Annotated in this window: 17 protein-coding genes and 1 pseudogene; 14 read left to right on the forward strand and 4 right to left on the reverse strand. The window is 68.4% G+C overall.

Annotation, left to right across the window (positions count from 1 at the left end):
- A pseudogene (locus ABZ810_RS37625) lies at positions 1-197 on the forward strand (xylose isomerase); the annotation flags it as partial.
- A gap of 77 nt (positions 198-274) precedes the next feature.
- Here ABZ810_RS37625 and ABZ810_RS37630 read toward each other — a convergent pair.
- Positions 275-1,969 (reverse strand): glycoside hydrolase family 43 protein, encoded by a 1,695-nt coding sequence (locus ABZ810_RS37630; protein WP_358411533.1) that lies wholly within the window; start codon positions 1,967-1,969, stop codon positions 275-277.
- Positions 1,966-2,379 carry a hypothetical protein gene (locus tag ABZ810_RS37635; protein WP_358411535.1) on the reverse strand — a complete coding sequence of 138 codons (414 nt, stop codon included), beginning with the start codon at positions 2,377-2,379 and terminating at the stop codon, positions 1,966-1,968. The genes ABZ810_RS37630 and ABZ810_RS37635 overlap by 4 nt, the downstream gene beginning before the upstream one ends.
- Positions 2,380-2,635: 256 nt before the next feature.
- Here ABZ810_RS37635 and ABZ810_RS37640 point away from each other — a divergent pair, with 256 nt between their 5' ends.
- From ABZ810_RS37640 to ABZ810_RS37680, 9 genes are read left to right on the forward strand one after another with little or no spacing between them, the layout of a single operon-like run.
- Positions 2,636-4,009, forward strand: a complete 1,374-nt coding sequence (locus ABZ810_RS37640; RefSeq protein WP_358411537.1) for an amidohydrolase family protein — start codon at positions 2,636-2,638, stop codon at positions 4,007-4,009.
- The gene (locus tag ABZ810_RS37645) at positions 4,003-4,959 is read left to right on the forward strand and encodes a cyclase family protein (RefSeq protein ID WP_358411539.1); all 957 of its coding nucleotides are present in this window, start codon (positions 4,003-4,005) and stop codon (positions 4,957-4,959) included. Before ABZ810_RS37640 ends, ABZ810_RS37645 begins: the two co-directional genes overlap by 7 nt.
- Before the next feature lie 44 nt (positions 4,960-5,003).
- Positions 5,004-6,560 (forward strand): bifunctional 3-(3-hydroxy-phenyl)propionate/3-hydroxycinnamic acid hydroxylase, encoded by a 1,557-nt coding sequence (locus tag ABZ810_RS37650; RefSeq protein ID WP_358411541.1) that lies wholly within the window; start codon positions 5,004-5,006, stop codon positions 6,558-6,560.
- Positions 6,560-7,369, forward strand: coding sequence for an alpha/beta hydrolase (locus ABZ810_RS37655; protein WP_358411543.1), 810 nt, complete (start codon positions 6,560-6,562; stop codon positions 7,367-7,369). Before ABZ810_RS37650 ends, ABZ810_RS37655 begins: the two co-directional genes overlap by 1 nt.
- Complete coding sequence (locus ABZ810_RS37660; protein WP_358411545.1) at positions 7,369-8,226, forward strand: dioxygenase; 858 nt, start codon at positions 7,369-7,371, stop codon at positions 8,224-8,226. Before ABZ810_RS37655 ends, ABZ810_RS37660 begins: the two co-directional genes overlap by 1 nt.
- A complete protein-coding gene (locus ABZ810_RS37665; protein ID WP_358411547.1) occupies positions 8,226-9,083 on the forward strand; it encodes a fumarylacetoacetate hydrolase family protein in 858 nt (285 codons plus the stop codon). Before ABZ810_RS37660 ends, ABZ810_RS37665 begins: the two co-directional genes overlap by 1 nt.
- Complete coding sequence (locus ABZ810_RS37670) at positions 9,080-10,561, forward strand: CoA-acylating methylmalonate-semialdehyde dehydrogenase (protein ID WP_358411549.1); 1,482 nt, start codon at positions 9,080-9,082, stop codon at positions 10,559-10,561. The genes ABZ810_RS37665 and ABZ810_RS37670 overlap by 4 nt, the downstream gene beginning before the upstream one ends.
- The gene (locus tag ABZ810_RS37675) at positions 10,558-11,754 is read left to right on the forward strand and encodes a CoA transferase (RefSeq protein WP_358411551.1); all 1,197 of its coding nucleotides are present in this window, start codon (positions 10,558-10,560) and stop codon (positions 11,752-11,754) included. The genes ABZ810_RS37670 and ABZ810_RS37675 overlap by 4 nt, the downstream gene beginning before the upstream one ends.
- Positions 11,751-13,199, forward strand: a complete 1,449-nt coding sequence (locus ABZ810_RS37680; RefSeq protein WP_358411552.1) for a carboxyl transferase domain-containing protein — start codon at positions 11,751-11,753, stop codon at positions 13,197-13,199. Before ABZ810_RS37675 ends, ABZ810_RS37680 begins: the two co-directional genes overlap by 4 nt.
- Here ABZ810_RS37680 and ABZ810_RS37685 read toward each other — a convergent pair.
- Positions 13,140-13,496 (reverse strand): cupin domain-containing protein, encoded by a 357-nt coding sequence (locus ABZ810_RS37685; RefSeq protein ID WP_358411554.1) that lies wholly within the window; start codon positions 13,494-13,496, stop codon positions 13,140-13,142. The two genes, ABZ810_RS37680 and ABZ810_RS37685, sit on opposite strands and share 60 nt — an antisense overlap.
- 102 nt (positions 13,497-13,598) lie before the next feature.
- On the opposite strand from ABZ810_RS37685, the gene ABZ810_RS37690 reads away from it, so the two are divergent.
- From ABZ810_RS37690 to ABZ810_RS37700, 3 genes are all read left to right on the forward strand, one after another.
- The gene (locus tag ABZ810_RS37690; RefSeq protein WP_358411556.1) at positions 13,599-14,306 is read left to right on the forward strand and encodes an FCD domain-containing protein; all 708 of its coding nucleotides are present in this window, start codon (positions 13,599-13,601) and stop codon (positions 14,304-14,306) included.
- 158 nt (positions 14,307-14,464) lie between these two features.
- The gene (locus tag ABZ810_RS37695; protein ID WP_358411558.1) at positions 14,465-14,656 is read left to right on the forward strand and encodes a helix-turn-helix domain-containing protein; all 192 of its coding nucleotides are present in this window, start codon (positions 14,465-14,467) and stop codon (positions 14,654-14,656) included.
- 23 nt (positions 14,657-14,679) lie between these two features.
- Complete coding sequence (locus tag ABZ810_RS37700; RefSeq protein WP_358411560.1) at positions 14,680-14,970, forward strand: IS3 family transposase; 291 nt, start codon at positions 14,680-14,682, stop codon at positions 14,968-14,970.
- Positions 14,971-15,014: 44 nt separating this feature from the next.
- On the opposite strand, the gene ABZ810_RS37705 is transcribed toward ABZ810_RS37700, so the two are convergent.
- On the reverse strand, positions 15,015-15,638 hold the full coding sequence (locus tag ABZ810_RS37705) for an ABC transporter permease (RefSeq protein ID WP_358411845.1): 624 nt from the start codon (positions 15,636-15,638) through the stop codon (positions 15,015-15,017).
- 35 nt (positions 15,639-15,673) lie between these two features.
- Between ABZ810_RS37705 and ABZ810_RS37710 the strand changes: the two genes are divergently transcribed.
- Positions 15,674-16,165, forward strand: coding sequence for a chromate transporter (locus ABZ810_RS37710; RefSeq protein WP_358411847.1), 492 nt, complete (start codon positions 15,674-15,676; stop codon positions 16,163-16,165).
- Positions 16,166-16,218: the final 53 nt, after the last annotated feature.

The following is a 16,218-nucleotide window of genomic DNA, read 5'->3' on the forward strand; positions in this document are numbered from 1 at the left end:
TCCGCGCCGATCCCGAGGTCGCCGAGGCGCTCGCCGCGGCCCGGGTGGAGGAGCTGGCGGTGCCGACCCTCGGCGAGGGTGAGGGCTGGCGCGACGTCCGCGGCTTCACTCCCGACATCGCGGCGCTCGCCGCCCGCGGGGGCGCGTTCGAACGGCTCGACCAGCTCGCGCTGGAACACCTCTACGGCATCCGCTGACAGGGGGTCTCGTCCGCGGCTTCACCCGTTTCGGCTGCCCCCACGAAACCCGCCGGAGGCCGTTTCCCCAACGGCCGCTAGTCGTCGCGCGGGGCGTATTCGAACCAGGCGAAGTCGGCGTGGCCGTCATGGGGGTGGCCATTCCCGCTTGCGTAGAGACCGACATAGGCGCCGGTGAAGCCGCCCGCGACCTGACTGGTCAGGAGGTCGCCGTCCACGGGTCGGCCGAGCGGCTGCCACCGGCCGGCTTCGACGGCGTACCACGCTTGGTAGAAGTGGCCGTTCGCCTCGACACCGAGGTGGACGCGCCCAGATGCGGGCGGAGCCGTCGCGACGACGGAGTCGTCCCCGCGCTCGCGGACGACGAGACGCAGATCCCGGGTGGTCGAGACGAGCAGGATGTGGAAATCGTGGTTCTGAATGACGGCGAGCCCGGCCCAGGCGTACTCACCCGGCGGTGTGAAGTCCATGGCCGTAAATGCGGCGAACCGCCGGTGCAGCTGCCGTCGCCCGACGAACGACGGGTTGGCCAGGTCGGCCAGCTTCTCTGGGCGTACGCGCAGGCGGAGATGGCCGGGTCGTTCGCTGAGGCTCCACCATCGCTCCCGCGGTGTGCGCAGGAAGTTCCATTCGGAGCCGAGCTCGGGCGCCTCGAAGTGGTCGCAGACGGGGGCGACGGGCCGGCGGTGCTCATCAAGATCGGGGAAGTCGTGCCCGTCCTCCACCGGTCCGGCGACCGGCCAGCCGTCCTCCCATCGAACGGGCGTCAGAAAGGTCTCCCGACCGAGCGCCGAGCGGTCCAGATGATGGGGGCGGATGCCGAGCAGCACCATCCACCACTGGCCGCCCGGTGTGGTCACCAGGTCGGCGTGCCCGATCGCCTGGATCGGCCAGTCCCGTCCCAGGTGCCGGTGGGTGAGCACCGGGTTGCGTGGGCAGCCCTCGTACGGTCCGGTGACATGGTCGGCACGGGCGACGATCACAGCGTGGTCGTGCGCGGTGCCGCCCTCGGCGGTCAGCAGGAAGTAGCGGCCGTCGATCTTGTAGAGATGGGGACCCTCGGACCAGATCGCGCCCTTCATCGCGCCGTCCCAGATCACGTGCTCGTCGCCGACGAGGCGGAGCGCCGCCGGGTCGAAGCGGCGTAGCCAGACCTCGGTGTGGCCCTCGTATTCGCCGGTCAGCCTGGTCGCGGTGAACCAGGCGGTCCCGTCGTCGTCGAAGAACAAGGACGGATCGATGCCGCCGCCCTCAAGGAGGTGCGGTTCGGACCAGGGCCCGGCCGCGTCGTCAGCGGTGATCACGAAGTGACCCGACCAATCAGTCCCGTCCACAAGCGTGCACACCAGGTAGAAGACACCGTCGTGGTGCCGCAGCGTCGGCGCGTACAGCCCACCGGACGCCCGTACACCGTCGAGCGGGAGCTGCGACGGCCGGTCCATCGCGTGGCCGAGCAGCCGCCAGTGCACCAGGTCCCGGCTGTGGAACAGCGGAAGTCCGGGAAACCATTCGAAGGTGGAGGTCGCGAGATAGAAGTCTTCGCCCACCCGGCAGATGGACGGGTCCGGGTGGAAACCGGGGAGCACGGGATTCTGAAACCGTTTCGTCACAGAGAGTGTCGCCTTCGTTGGGACGATGAGGAACCGGTGACCGGGCAGGCCGACCTCAGGATCAACCGAATGTTGTCGCAAACTTTCAGGAGTACTGGCTCCAAGTTTGGCCAGTCCCGGCAGGAAATCAAGAGAAGTCACTGCCAGATCTGGCCCGATCATCTAGAGCAGCGTTCTTGCGAGTTGCGAAACATTTCGGAACCGAATCGAGACGGAATGATCGAGCTGATGCGGGTGATCTCCACCGCGCGGACTGCGGACAGGCCGGGGTTGCGGTAGACGCCGAGTTGTTCTACCAGGAGTGCGTTGTCGGTGAAGGAGGCGTGCTCGGCGCCGGCGGCCACCAGCCAGCGCTTCTGTCGGGTCAGGTGCGCCCAGTCGCGGTCCCAGGTGGTGTCCTTGCCTCCTGGGCTGTGTTCGGCCTGGGCGCCCAGGAACTTGAACGGCCGTGGCGGCCCGCTGTCGTGGATCGGCGCGAAGGTGGTGCCGTCCATGTTGCTCCCGGCGCGGCTCTCATAGGTGTGCTCGATCCCGGCCACGATGTACCCCCTGCTTGCCAGGTCCTCGGCCATGGCGGTGAGCGAACCGCGGGGCTCGGTGACGAGCCCGCCGGACCCCTTGGCGTGACCGGCCGTTCGGTTGCCGCCCAAGCCCCGCAACCAGGCCGCGGTCAAGGGGTGCCGCCTGTCGCCCCGGGAACATAAAACACCCGTAGGTTTCGCAGGTTAAAACCTGCCCCTCAAGGCTTGAACATTCGAAAGGTTCGGGTGTTTAATCGCCGTGCTGGATGGTTTGACCTGCACCGGTCACCAGCCGAGGAGGAATGCTATGGCACGGACTCTCGTCAAGAACGGGACCGTTCTCACGATGGAACCGGGAGACCGGCCCCGGCCCGCCGACGTCCTCATCGAGGATGATCGGATCGTCGCGATCGAGGCGGGGCTTCCGGCCGAGGCGGAAGTCATCGACGCGGCCGGATGCCTGGTACTGCCCGGCCTGATCGACACGCACCGGCATGTCTGGCAGGCGGGACTGAGAGGCGTCACGGCCGATTCCGTCCTCAAGGACTACTTCCGCAGCGTGCGCTTCCAGGCGTCGGCCTTCTACCGGCCGGAGGACATCGAGGTCGGCAACCTGGCGGGGATGCTGGAGGCGCTCGACGCAGGGGTGACGACGGTCCTGGACTTCTCCCACGCGATCTCCACGGCAGACCACGCCGAGGCGGCCATCGACGGAACGCTCGCCTCGGGCGGCCGCAGCCAGTTCGCTCTCGGGTTCAGCTTCGTCCCGGGCATGGACGAGGAGCTGGCTACCGCTCAGGGGCGGCTGGCGCTCACGGCCAAGCTTCGGGAAGGCCGCCTGTCCGCCGACGACGCGCTCGTCACGCTCGGTGTCGCGTTGTCAGACCTGCCCGAGGTCGGACTGGAACGGATCCGCGCGGAACTGATCGGAGCCCGGCGGCTCGGTCTGCGCTCGACCACCAACGGCCTGGCCATCCTGTTCCACGAGCCGGTCGACGATCTCGCCGTCTTCGATGAAGCCGGCCTGCTCGGCCCGGATCTGGTGTGGGTGCACCTGAACTACGCCACCGCTGAGCAGTTGCGCATGGTCGCCGACTCCGGCGGCCATGTCGCCACCTGTACCGAGGCGGAGATGGCGATGGGCATGGGCAGGCCCGCGACCGAACGCGTCCTGGCCGCCGGCGGCCATTGCACCTTCGGCTGCGATGTCACCACCTCGGTTTCGGGAAGCCTCCTCCAGCAGGCCCGGACCGCGATGCAGGTCGGGCGGCTCCTGGACGCCGACGAGGAGATGACCGCCGGACGCGCGCCCAAAGCCGTTCCGCCCTCGTGCGAGACCATGCTCAAGGCCGCGACGATCTGGGGCGCCGAAGCGCTCGGCCAGGCCGACAGGATCGGATCGCTGCGCCCCGGCAAGCAGGCCGACCTCATCACCGTCCGCACCGACCAGGTCAACACCGCTCCGGTCCACGATCCGTACGCGACGATCATCACGCAGGCGCATCCGGGCAACATCGACACCGTGCTCGTCGCGGGCAAGGTCCGCAAGCGGGAAGGCCGGCTGACCACCGACTGGGGCCCAGTCCGGCGCCGGCTGGAGGAGTCCAAAGCGTACGTCGCGGATCTGGTGGGGGCCAACGGAGGTTTCTTCCCTCAGCCCCCGATGGACCTGCCATGGTGAACCTTCCCGACTACGACGACCTGCCGCCCGCTCCCGACGGGGGCAGGCTCGGCTGGCACCTGTTCGGTCCCGACGACGATCTCGGCCTGATCAACCTGCTCACGGCCGAACGTGCCGCCGCGGCGGCCGGCCTGGTACGGCGCGGCGAGACGTTCCCGCTCGACGCTCCGCTCGGAACCTTCTCGCCCCCGCTGAACAGTGCTCGCGGCAACCCCCGTCACCACGTGATCGCCCAGCCCGGCGGGATCGGATTCGACGACGTCTGGGACAACCTCTACCCCCAGGCGGGAAGCCAATGGGACTCACTGGCCCACATCGGCTACAGCCGCGAGATCTACTACAACGCCGCGACCGCCGAGGACATCCTGACCAAGGGTCGTAACACGATCGGCCACTGGGCGGCTCACGGGATCGTCGGTCGCGGCGTGCTGCTGGACATGCCCGCCGCCATGCGCGCTCTCGGCCGTCCCTACGATCCCGGCACTACGGCCGAGTTCGACCCCGAGGTGCTGGAGACGGCCCGAGAGATCGCCGGGGTCGCCTACGAACCGGGCGACATCCTGCTCCTGCACACCGGGTTCGCCGACTGGTACACCCGCCAGCCGTTCGAGGTCCGGCGGGCCCTGCCCCGGGATCTGAAAGCACCCGGGCTCGCGCATTCTGAGGACGTCTGCCGCTACTTGTGGAACAGCCACGCCGCCGCCGTCGCCTCGGACACCTTCGCCGTCGAGGCGTGGCCCGCCGACACCAGCCCATCGGCGGCCCCGTTCGGCTTCATCCACCAGATGCTCATCGGCAGCTTCGGCATGGCCCTCGGTGAACTCTGGCACCTGTCCGACCTGGCCGCCGACTGTGCGCAGACCGGCGTCTACGTCGGGATGCTCGTCTCCTCGCCCACGCCCGCGCCGGGCGGCATCTCCGCCGCGCCCAACGCGGTCCTCGTCAAGTAGGGCGACATCCCACCCCGCACCACCTTTGAAGGAGCAGTACCGCCATGACCGAGATCTACGACGTGGCCGTCGTCGGCTACGGCCCCGCCGGAGAGGTCGCCGCGTCCACCCTGGGCGGCGCCGGCCATCGTGTGGTCGTCTTCGAACGCCAGCGCGAGCTCTACCCGCTGCCCCGCATGGTCACCTTCGACGGCGAGGCCTGCCGCACGGTGCAGGCCACCGGATCGTCCGTCGACAAAGCCCTCAGCACCGCCGTCACCCTGGACGCCTGTCACTTCGGCGACGCATCGGCCGTCCCCCTGCTCACCCTGGACTGGGCCGGCGTCCAGTGTGGGTTCCCCGCACACAACTCGATCTTCCAGCCCGATGTGGAAGCCGTGCTGCGCGAGAAGGTCGAGACCATGCCCAACGTCGAGGTGCACCACGGCACCGAGGCGATCCGCCTGATCCAGCATGACGACCACGTCGAGCTGACCGTGCGACCCAAGGGAACGACCGATCCCGGTGATGAACGCACGATCGCGGCCCGTTACGTGGTCGGCGCCGACGGGACCAACAGCTTCGTTCGCGAGGCGGCCGGAATTCCGATGAAGGACTACGGCCTGCACGAACGCTGGCTTAACTTCGACATGGACAAGCTCGGCGAGCTGCCCGACGAGTTCAACCGACTCATCATGATCATGGATCCGAAGCGGCCGCACATGTACATGCCGCTCGGCACCACGCGCCAGCGATTCGAGATCCGCCTGGACGACTCCGAGGACGAGACCCAGATGGGCGACCCCGAAGTCGCCTGGGAGTTCCTGGAGAAGACCCACGGCCTGGGCCCTGACGCCCTCGCGGTCTGCCGCCAGGTGGTCTACCACTTCTACACGCGCGTCGCCGAACGCTGGCGTTCTGGACGGGTCTTCATCGCGGGCGACGCCGCCCACACCATGACTCCCTACATGGGACAGGGAGGCTGCTCGGCCATCCGCGACGGCCGCAACCTCGGCTGGAAGCTCGACCTGGTCTTGTCCGGCAAGGCAGGTCCCGACCTTCTGGACACCTACCAGGCCGAACGGGAACCCCACGTTTCGGCGATCGTGTTCGCCAGCGACGCCCTGTCCAAGCTTGTCAACATCGTCGACCCGGCCACGGCGGAGGAACGCAACCAGGCGATGCGCAACCACCTCAGCCCGCCGCCACCTCCGTTCCCCAAGCTCGAACACGGAGTCCTGCACCGCGAGGCCGACGGTTCCATCGCCCCTGTCACCGGCTCGCTGTCCCCGCAGGGCACCCTGCTCGCCCAAGACGGCACGGTCGCCCGTGGGGACGACCTGCTGGGCCACGGATTCCAGCTCATCTGTCGCACCCGGCCAGATCTGAGCGATACGCAGCTCGCGGCGCTGGAGTCCATCGGCTGTGCTGTAGCGGCCCTGGACGAGGTCACCGATCTCGACGGCGTCTATACCGCCTTCCTTGACGAGCACGGCGCCACCGCCTACATCACCCGGCCCGACTGGTACGTCTTCGGCGTCGCCCGGCTCGCCGTTGAACTGCCCGGTCTGGTCGACGAACTGCTGGCATCACTGTCCGCGAAACTGGAGGAAGCGATCTGATGGCGCGCGTCCATGTCGACAAGGACCTGGAGTACGCGCCAGGCCTTCAACTCGACCTCTATCGGCCCGAAGCCGCAGAGAGCGTCCCGGTCGTCGTCTACCTGCACGGTGGCGGCTGGCAGGTCGGCGACAAGACCGACGGAGCCGCCGAACGCCTCGAAACCATGGCGGCCCTCGGCATGGCGGTCGCCTCGGCCAACTATCGATTCGCCGCCCAGGCCGTCTATCCCGCCCAGCTGCACGACGTCAAGGCAGCCGTGCGATGGCTGCGCGCCAACGGCGCCGAGCACGGTCTGTCCACCAGCAAGATCGGCGCCTGGGGAGCGTCCGCCGGAGCGGTGCTGGCCAGCCTGCTCGGGCTGACCGGAACCGAGAACGACGGCACGGTCGGGGCCCATACAGACCACTCCAGCCACGTCGACGCGGTCGTCCACTGGTTCGGCCAGACCGATCTGCTGGCCAACTCGCGCCGAACCTGGCTGGAGAAGGAGATTCTCAACCCGCCCTTCGAAGGGCCGCTGCTCGGGCTCGCCGATGCCGCCGACGACCCGGCCGCCGCACGCGCGGCCAGCCCGCTCCACCACGTCCGGGCCGACGCGCCACCCTTCCTCATCGTTCACGGTGACCGGGATCGGGTCACTCCGCCGTCTGAGAGCGCCGCCCTCCACGACGCACTCGTGCGCGCGGGGGCCGAGTCGATGTTCGCCCTGCTGGGCGGAGCCGGTCACGAAGACCCGGAATTCGACCGCCCGGATCATCTGCGGATGACCGCGGCGTTCCTGCTCCACCACCTCAACGGAGAGACCTGATGAACGACCTCGTCACACAGGTCCAAGCGACCATCGACGGCCCCGACGAACGGCTGAACACCATCGTCGGTCTCCTGGTCAAGCATCTGCACGCCTTTGTCGAAGAAGCCGAGCCGACCGAGCGGGAATGGTTCGCCGGCCTGGACTTCCTCGTCGAGACGGGCCAGATGTGCACCCCGCACCGCAACGAGTTCATCCTGTTGTCGGACATGCTCGGCCTGACGACCGCCGTCGACGACGTCAACCACCATGGCCCGGCCAACATGACCCCGTCCTCCGTCGAGGGGCCCTTCCACTCACCCGCGCCGACGCGAGAGCTGGGCGACTGGATCAGCTTCGGGCCCGAGCGTGCGCGTGCCACCCCCATGGTCGTCCATGGAAAGGTCTTGGACTGCGACGGGACACCCCTGGCCGGTGCGGTCATCGACCTGTGGCAGGCCAACGACAGCGGGCTGTACGACTCCCAGGACCCGGCGCAGGATCTCGGCAATCTGCGGGCCCTGCTCACCACCGACGCCGATGGGCATTACTGGTTCCGGACCATCCGTCCGAGCAGTTACCCGGTCCCCACCGACGGGACGGGGGGTCGTCTGCTCAAGGCCGTTGGACGACACCCCATGCGCCCGGCCCACCTGCATCTGCGCGTCACCGCCGACGGATACCGGCCACTGACGACCCATGTCTTCCTCGCGGGAGACCCCTACCTGACATCGGACGCCGCCTTCGCGGTCAAGGAAGAGATCATCTGCCACCCGGTGCGACGACCCGAAGGCTCCGACCGATGGCGGCTGGACGGGCCGCACGAGGAGATCGAGTTCGACGTACGGCTCGTCCCCGAGGATTGGAGCGCCGAGTAATGCGGCTCATCGGAGTCCGGCTGCGCGGGCAGGACGCGACGCAGGTCGCCCGGCTCGACCCGGATGGTTTCGTGAGGACGGCCGTGGAGGTCTCCCGTTTCTGGGAGGACGCCCGCCGCTGGACCGGCAAGGCCGCTGAGCTCGACGGTCCGGGGACGGCCTTGGAAGAGGTCCGGATCGTCCCGCTGGTCCCGCCGTCGGCCCGGATCATCTGTATCGGCCTGAACTATCGAGCCCACGCCGCCGAAGGCAGCTTCACCGTCCCCGACCACCCGACGCTGTTCGGCCGCTGGACGGCGTCGCTCAGCGTCGGGGGAGACCCCGCTCCGGTGCCCGCAGGCGAGAGCGGTCTGGATTGGGAGGGTGAGGTCGCGGCGTACATCGCTGAGCCATTGTGCGACGTGGACGCCGACACCGCCCGCTCCGCCGTCCTCGGGTACTCGACCTTCAACGACCTGACCGCCCGCCGTGCCCAGAAACTGACCGCGCAGTGGACGCTGGGCAAGAACGGCGACCGCAGCGGCCCCATGGGACCGCTGGTCACCGCGGACGAGGTCGGTGACCTGCGCGACGGGCTCCGGGTCCACACCCGGGTCAACGGCCAGACCGTCCAGGACGGCAACACCCGCGACATGATCTTCGAAGTCGGCGACGTGATCTCGCTCATCAGCCGGACCTTCACCCTGCGCCCCGGCGACGTCATCGCCACCGGGACACCGGAGGGGGTCGGCTACGTCCGCACTCCGCCCTGGCTGCTGGGGCCCGGCGATGTCGTCGAGGTCGAGATCGACAAGCTCGGCGTCCTGCGCACGCCCATCATCGGTCCCGAAGGCCGCACCACTCTGGAGACCACATGATCCACCACTGGGTCGACGGCAAACCTTATGCCGGCACCGGTACTCGGAACGCGCCGGTCACCAACCCGGCGACTGGCGTCACCACCGACGATGTCGCGTTGGCCTCGGCCGAGGATGTCGACGCGGCGGTCGCTTCCGCGCGGGCCGCCTACCCCGCCTGGCGGGACACCTCACTGTCCAAGCGCGTGCAGATCCTCTTCCGTTTCCGGGAACTGCTCAACGAGCGCAAGGACGAACTGGCGAGGATCATCACCGCCGAACACGGCAAGGTCGTCTCCGACGCCGCCGGTGAGGTCGCCCGCGGCCTGGAGGTCGTCGAGTTCGCCTGTGGCATCCCGCAGTTGCTCAAGGGCGGCTTCTCCGAGAACGTCTCCACCAGCGTGGACGCCTACTCGATCCTTCAGCCGCTCGGCGTGGTGGCCGGAATCACGCCGTTCAACTTCCCCGTCATGGTGCCGATGTGGATGTTCCCCATTGCGATCGCCTGCGGGAACTCCTTCGTTCTCAAGCCGTCGGAGAAGGACCCGAGCGCTGCGCTGTTCCTGGCGGAACTGTGGGCGCAGGCAGGTCTCCCAGAGGGGGTCTTCAACGTCGTCCAGGGCGACAAGACCGCCGTCGACGCGCTTCTGGAGCACAAGGACGTCAAGGCGGTCAGTTTCGTCGGGTCGACTCCGATCGCCCGCTACATCTACGAGACGTCCGCCCGAAACGGCAAGCGCGTCCAGGCGCTCGGCGGCGCCAAGAACCACATGGTGGTGCTGCCCGACGCGGACCTCGACCTCGCCGCCGATGCCGCCGTCAACGCCGGCTTCGGCTCGGCCGGCGAACGCTGCATGGCGATCTCGGTACTGGTCGCCGTCGAACCCGTCGCAGACGAGCTCATCGCCAAGATCACTGAGCGGATGGCGAAGCTGGTGACCGGGCCGGGTGACGACCCGGCGTCCGAAATGGGCCCCCTGGTCACGCGAGCCCATCGGGACACCGTGGCCGCCTACCTGTCGTCCTCGGCAGAGCAGGGCGCCACTCTGGTCGTGGACGGGCGCGAAGGACTGCCGGAAGGCGAGGGATTCTGGCTACGGCCCACACTGATCGACAACGTCACCTCCGGCATGGACTGCTACAAGGACGAGATCTTCGGCCCGGTCCTGTCGGTCGTGCGGGTCTCCTCCTACGAGGACGCCATGGAACTGCTCCACAACAATCCCTACGGCAACGGCACGGCGATCTTCACCAACGACGGCGGCGCGGCCCGGCGGTTCCAGAACGAGGTCGAGGTGGGCATGGTCGGCATCAACGTGCCCATCCCGGTGCCGATGGCCTACTACTCCTTCGGCGGCTGGAAGAACTCACTGTTCGGCGACAGCCACGCCCACGGCATCGAAGGCGTGCACTTCTACACCCGCACCAAGGCCGTCACCGCCCGCTGGCTCGACCCCTCGCACGGCGGAATCAACCTCGGTTTCCCGGAGAACGCATGAAAGCCCCTACGGGAGACCACCCGGCCGGCCCGCTCACCGGCATCGTCGTCGCCGACCTCAGCCGAGCCCTCGCCGGACCGCACGCCACGATGATGATGGGTGACCTCGGCGCCACCGTCATCAAGGTGGAGAACCCCAGCGGCGGCGACGACACCCGCGGCTGGGGGCCGCCGTTCGTCACCGGCACCGACGGACGCCCCCAGTCCACCTACTTCCTGTCCGCCAACCGGAACAAGCACAGCCTCGCTCTCGACCTCAAGTCGGCTGTCGGCAAGGACTCCCTGGAGCGGTTGATCCGGCGCGCCGACGTGCTGGTCGAGAACTTCCGACCGGGCGTCCTCGACCGGCTCGGTTTCGATTCCCAGCGACTGGCCCAGCTGAATCCCCGGCTGGTGGTGCTGAGCATCAGCGGCTTCGGACATGACGGCCCCGAAGGCGGCCGGTCGGGCTATGACCAGATCGCCCAGGGCGAGGCCGGTTTGATGTCACTGACGGGCTCTGGCCCGGCCGATCCGCAACGCGCCGGCGTTCCGATCGCCGACCTGCTCGCAGGCATGTACGGCGCCTATGGCGTGCTGGCGGCGCTGCTGGAGCGGCAACGGACCGGCCATGGCCAGGTGGTGCGCACTTCGCTGCTCGCCGCGGTGGTCGGTGTCCACGGATTCCAGGGCACCCGATGGACCGTCGCCAAGGAGGTCGGTCTCGCCCAAGGCAACCAGCATCCGTCCATCTGTCCCTACGGGCTCTTCCACACGGCTGACGGCGCCGTTCAGATCTCGGTCGGCAGCGAGGGCCTGTGGCAACGGTTCTGCACGGCGTTCGCGCTCGACCCGAACGCCGAAGGCATGGCGACCAACCCGGAACGGGTGGCCAGCAGGTCCGCCGTCCTCAAGCTCGTGGGCGGCCTGTTCGCCGACCTCGACACCGAGGACCTGCTCGTCCGGCTCGCCGAGGCGGGGGTGCCGGCCGGACGGGTCCGAGACCTCCAGGAGGTCTACGAATGGGAGCAGACTCGCAGCCAGGGACTGCTGATCGACGTGAGCCACCAGACGCTGGGCGATGTCACCCTGCCCGGACCGCCGCTGCGATTCTTCGCCCCGGACGGAGCCGAGACCACTCGAAGGCACCACCTCGCGCCACCCGTCCTCGACGGGAACGGCGCCGAACTCCGCACCTGGCTGGACGCCTCATGATCGAGACTCTTCTCGACGAGGGGACCTTCGTCTCGTGGGACGAGGCTCCGGTGGACGTGCATCCGGCGCCCTCCTACGAGGCGGACCTGAGAAAGGCCCGGGAACGTACCGGGTTCGACGAGGCGGTTCGCACGGGGGAGGGCGGGCTCCGAGGCCGCCGGGTCGCCGTCATGGCGTGCGAGTTCGGCTTTCTGGGCGGCTCCATCGGGGTCGCGGCGGGAGAGCGGCTCGTCCGGGCGGTGGAACGTGCCACGGCCGAGCGCCTGCCTCTCATCGCCCTTCCGGCCTCCGGAGGGACCCGGATGCAGGAAGGGACCGTGGCGTTCCTCCAGATGGTAAAGATCACGGCTGCCGTGGTCGCACACAGACAGGCCGGCCTGCCGTACCTGGTGTACGTGCGAAGTCCCACCACCGGCGGCGTTTACGCCTCCTGGGGGTCGCTCGGCCAGCTGACCTTCGCCGAGCCCGGAGCGCTCATCGGCTTCCTCGGCCCTCGCGTCTACCGAGCGTTGCACGGCTCCGATTTTCCGCCGGGAGTGCAGACCGCGGAGAACCTGAAGACCCTTGGCCTGGTGGACGCGGTCGTCCCGCCCGACCAACTGCCGGCGCTCCTCGACCGCGCGCTTTCGGTGATCTCTGATGGTCGGTCCGGCTCGGTGATCCGGCCGCCGGCCGGGACCGACCAGGCCGACAACCTGCCGATCTGGGAGTCGGTTCAACGTTCCCGTTCGCAGGGCAGGCCTGGGGTGCGGTCACTGCTGCGGTGGGCGGGCACCGACGTGGTTCAGACCGGCTCGGATGTCGTGCTGGCGCTCGTCCGGTTCTCCGGCCGCCCATGCGTGCTCATCGGACAGGACCGACACGCGACTCCGGGACCTTTGGCGCTGAGAACGGCTCGTCGCGGGATGAGACTCGCCGCGGAACTCGGTCTGCCACTGGTCAGTGTCATCGACACTCCCGGAGCCGAGCTCTCGGCAGAGGCAGAGGAAGGCGGCCTTGCCGGGGAGATCGCCGGATGCATCGCCGACCTTGTCGCCCTGCCTGTACCGACCGTCTCGGTGTTGCTGGGCCAGGGCTCGGGCGGCGCCGCGCTGGCTCTCCTGCCCGCTGATCGGGTCATCGGAGCCCGGCACTCGTGGCTCGCCCCCTTGCCGCCCGAGGGCGCCAGCGCGATCGTCTATCGTGACCTCGACCACGCGTCCGAGCTGGCCGCTGCACAGGGCATCGGGATCTCGACCCTCGTCGCTTCAGGCATCGCCGATCGCATCGTGGAGGAGTACGGACCCGATGACCCCGTCCACTTCTGCAGGAGGATCGGAGCCGCCGTCGGCGCTGAGCTCGATCACCTCGGCGCCGAGACGGCGGACGAGCGGCTCCGGAGCCGGCTAGCGCGCTACCGGGGCATCGGGCTTGAGGATCACCAGCAACAGGGAGTCGGTGTCTGAGATGTTGCGCACCCTGCGGGTTTCGCCGAGCGGAAGGAACGCCGAATCGTGACGCCGCAGGACGACCGTGACCCCATCGGTTTCAGAGGTCAGCTCGAGTTCGCCTTCGAGCAGCACGTAAACGGTGTCAGCGGCGGTCGGTGCCATCTCGGCCTCGGCCCCCGGAACATACCGGGAAAGTCCCACCCAGAAGTCGTCCGGCCCCTCTGCCGCCAGCCCCTGAAGCCTTCGGGCATCGACCGAGCGATGTCCTGGCGGATCGTAGGGAAGGGAGTCCGACCAGGTGTTGACGTGCATCGGCGTCCTCCAAAAGAGGCTAAAGGTTCGTGTATTTATGACTCTGAGCACACTACCCTGGAACTGATGTCCGAATGAACCGGATCATCTAGAATCATTCGGGTGGTTAACGTGGTAGCGCAGACACGAGCCGAGGCTCTCGCCTCGAGCATCGAGCTTTCGATCAGGGAGCGATCGCTGGCCCCTGGCGATCTCATCGGCACGATGGATGAGCTCCGCGACAGCTCGGGCTACGGTCGTGCCACGATCAGCGAGGCGGCCCGTCTGCTGGCGGATCGCGGTGTCGCGGAGGTCCGTCCCGGACGAGGTGGCGGCCTTTTCGTCGCTCAGGCCAACCCCGTCGTCAGACTCCGCCACACCCTTCTGACGGTCCGCGAGAAGCCCACCACCGTCGCCGACGCCATCGCCGTCCGCGACGCCCTGGAGCCGCTGATCGCGACCGAGGCCGCTCTGCATCGCACCCGCGCCGACATCACGGACCTGCGAAAGCACCTCACAGCGATGCGCCGAGCCACCAGCGATTACGACCGCTTTCTCCGCACCAACTGGGCGCTCCACACACGCATCGCCCAAATCGGTGAGAACCACCTGGCCAAGGCCGTTTACCTGAGCATGTCGCAGTGCATCACGGACCTCTCCGCACGGGCCACCTTCGATGGCGAAGCCCCAACGGACGAGTACATGAACATTCGCTTGGAACACCACACGGAACTGGTCGAGGCCATCGCCTCAGGCGACGTGCCCCGGACCCTGGCCGCGGTCGAGAGTCATCGTTCACCCTCCTACGCGGCGACAGACCAACCCGCCTGACGATCGCAGCAGCCTGAATCCGGAGCGTGACCCTCGCGGCCAGTCTGGAACCGGGGAAAACTCAGCGCCCTCCCCTTCGAGCCCACTCATGATCTTCCCCAGTTTCCGTGGAGTCACTTTGGTTGACTTGCCTGTCTTGGCCCTCAAGAGAGGTCAGCATGCCCAGGGAGCTATCCCCCGAGTTCCGTCGCAAGGTGCTCGATCTGCTGCGGGCCGGACGGGCCGTCCAGCAGATCGCCGAGGACCTGCAGATCAGCGATCAGACGATCTATAACTGGCGACGGCAGGACCGTATCGACCCTGGGCTGGTAGCCGGCGTGACGTCGACCGACCACCGTCGGCACACCTGACCCGGCGGGCGTGGCTGACCGATGTGATCGCGCAGGTCCACGCCGCCTCCAACGGCGTCTACGGCAGCCCCCGCGTGCACGCCGAACTCCGGCTGGCCCGCGGCATCATCGTCGGGCACGGCACGGTGGAGAAACTGATGCGCCCCGTCGGCATCAAGGGCCTGCCCTACAGCCGCACCCGCCACCCCGTCCCACAGATCCCCACCGCCGCCGACCTGACCGACCGCGACTTCCACCGCGACGCCCCCAACCAGCAAGGAATCCGTTGGGCTTGCGTCATGATCCCTCTTCACAGTTTGTACCTGTGTTGTTGAGGTGGTAGTCCATGCGGCAGGCCTCGACCTCGGTGGAGGCGACGTCAGGGGAGGCGGCGTAGCCGTTCGGCTTCGTCGAAGAGGGCCGCGTGGGCGAGGCGGGCCGTGGTGAAGGCTGCCAGGGCTCCGGCGGCGAGGAGCATGTACATGACGACGATCTGGTAGCGGATCGCGGTCGCCGGGTCGACGCCGGCCAGCAGGAGGCCGGTCATGGCGCCGGGGAGGCTGATCAGCCCGACGACCTTGGTGGAGTCGATCGAGGGGATCAGCGCGGTGCGCAAGGCGCCTTGGGTGTGGGGAGCGAACGCTTCGCGTGCGCTCAGGCCCAGGCTCGCTTCGATGGCCGGACGCTGAGTGGCGGCCTCGTCGCGAAGCCGGATCAGGGTGAGGGTTGCGGCTTGCATGGCGGTCGAAACCACCATGCCCCGCACGGGAACCAGCACATGTGGGCGCAGATCGATGACGGCCAGGCCGGTCAGTGTGGCCATGGTTCCGGCGGTGCCGGTGGCGACGGCAAGAGTCGCGACCGAGCTCGCCCGGGGTATGTCGCGTGCCCGCCTCGCCGCGACCTGGCCTGCGACGATGACCATCACCACGATCCAGCCGGTGTCCCCGAGGAGCCCCCCGTGAGCGAACAAGGCCGCCAGTACGGCGCCGATCGCGAGCAGTTGTCGGCTGGGGCACCAGCACCCTGATCACCGGCCTGTTCGCCGCTCTCGCCCTCGCCGAGACCACCCCCGGCCCACTGATCATGGTCGTGCAGTTCGTCGCGTTCGTCGGCGCCTACCGCGACCCCGGCAGCCTCAACCCCTGGGTCGCAGCCCTCCTCGGCGCACTGCTGACCACCTGGGGCACGTTCGTGCCCTGCTTCCTGTTCATCCTCCTCGGCGGCCCCTACGCCGAACGTCTGCGCGGCAACCGCTCCATCTCCGCCGCACTCACCGGCATCACCGCGGCCGTCGTCGGCGTCATCGCCAACCTCGCCCTCGACTTCGCCGTCCACACCCTCTTCCGCACCACCAGCTCCCACGACTGGGGCCCCCTCCATTTCGAGATCCCCGACCTCGCCACCTGGCGGCCGGCCGTCCTCGCCATCACCGTGGCCGCCGTTGTCATGATCTTTCGCCTTCGCTGGAGCGTCCTGCGCACCCTCGGAATCTGCGCCGCCCTCGGTCTGGCGACGGCGCTCATCTGAACCCGAGGGGTGTGCGGAGGCCTCGTGAGCGTTCGCCTGGACGGCGGGTGCCG

The organism is Spirillospora sp. NPDC047279 (assembly GCF_040643285.1).
Lineage (GTDB): Bacteria > Actinomycetota > Actinomycetes > Streptosporangiales > Streptosporangiaceae > Spirillospora.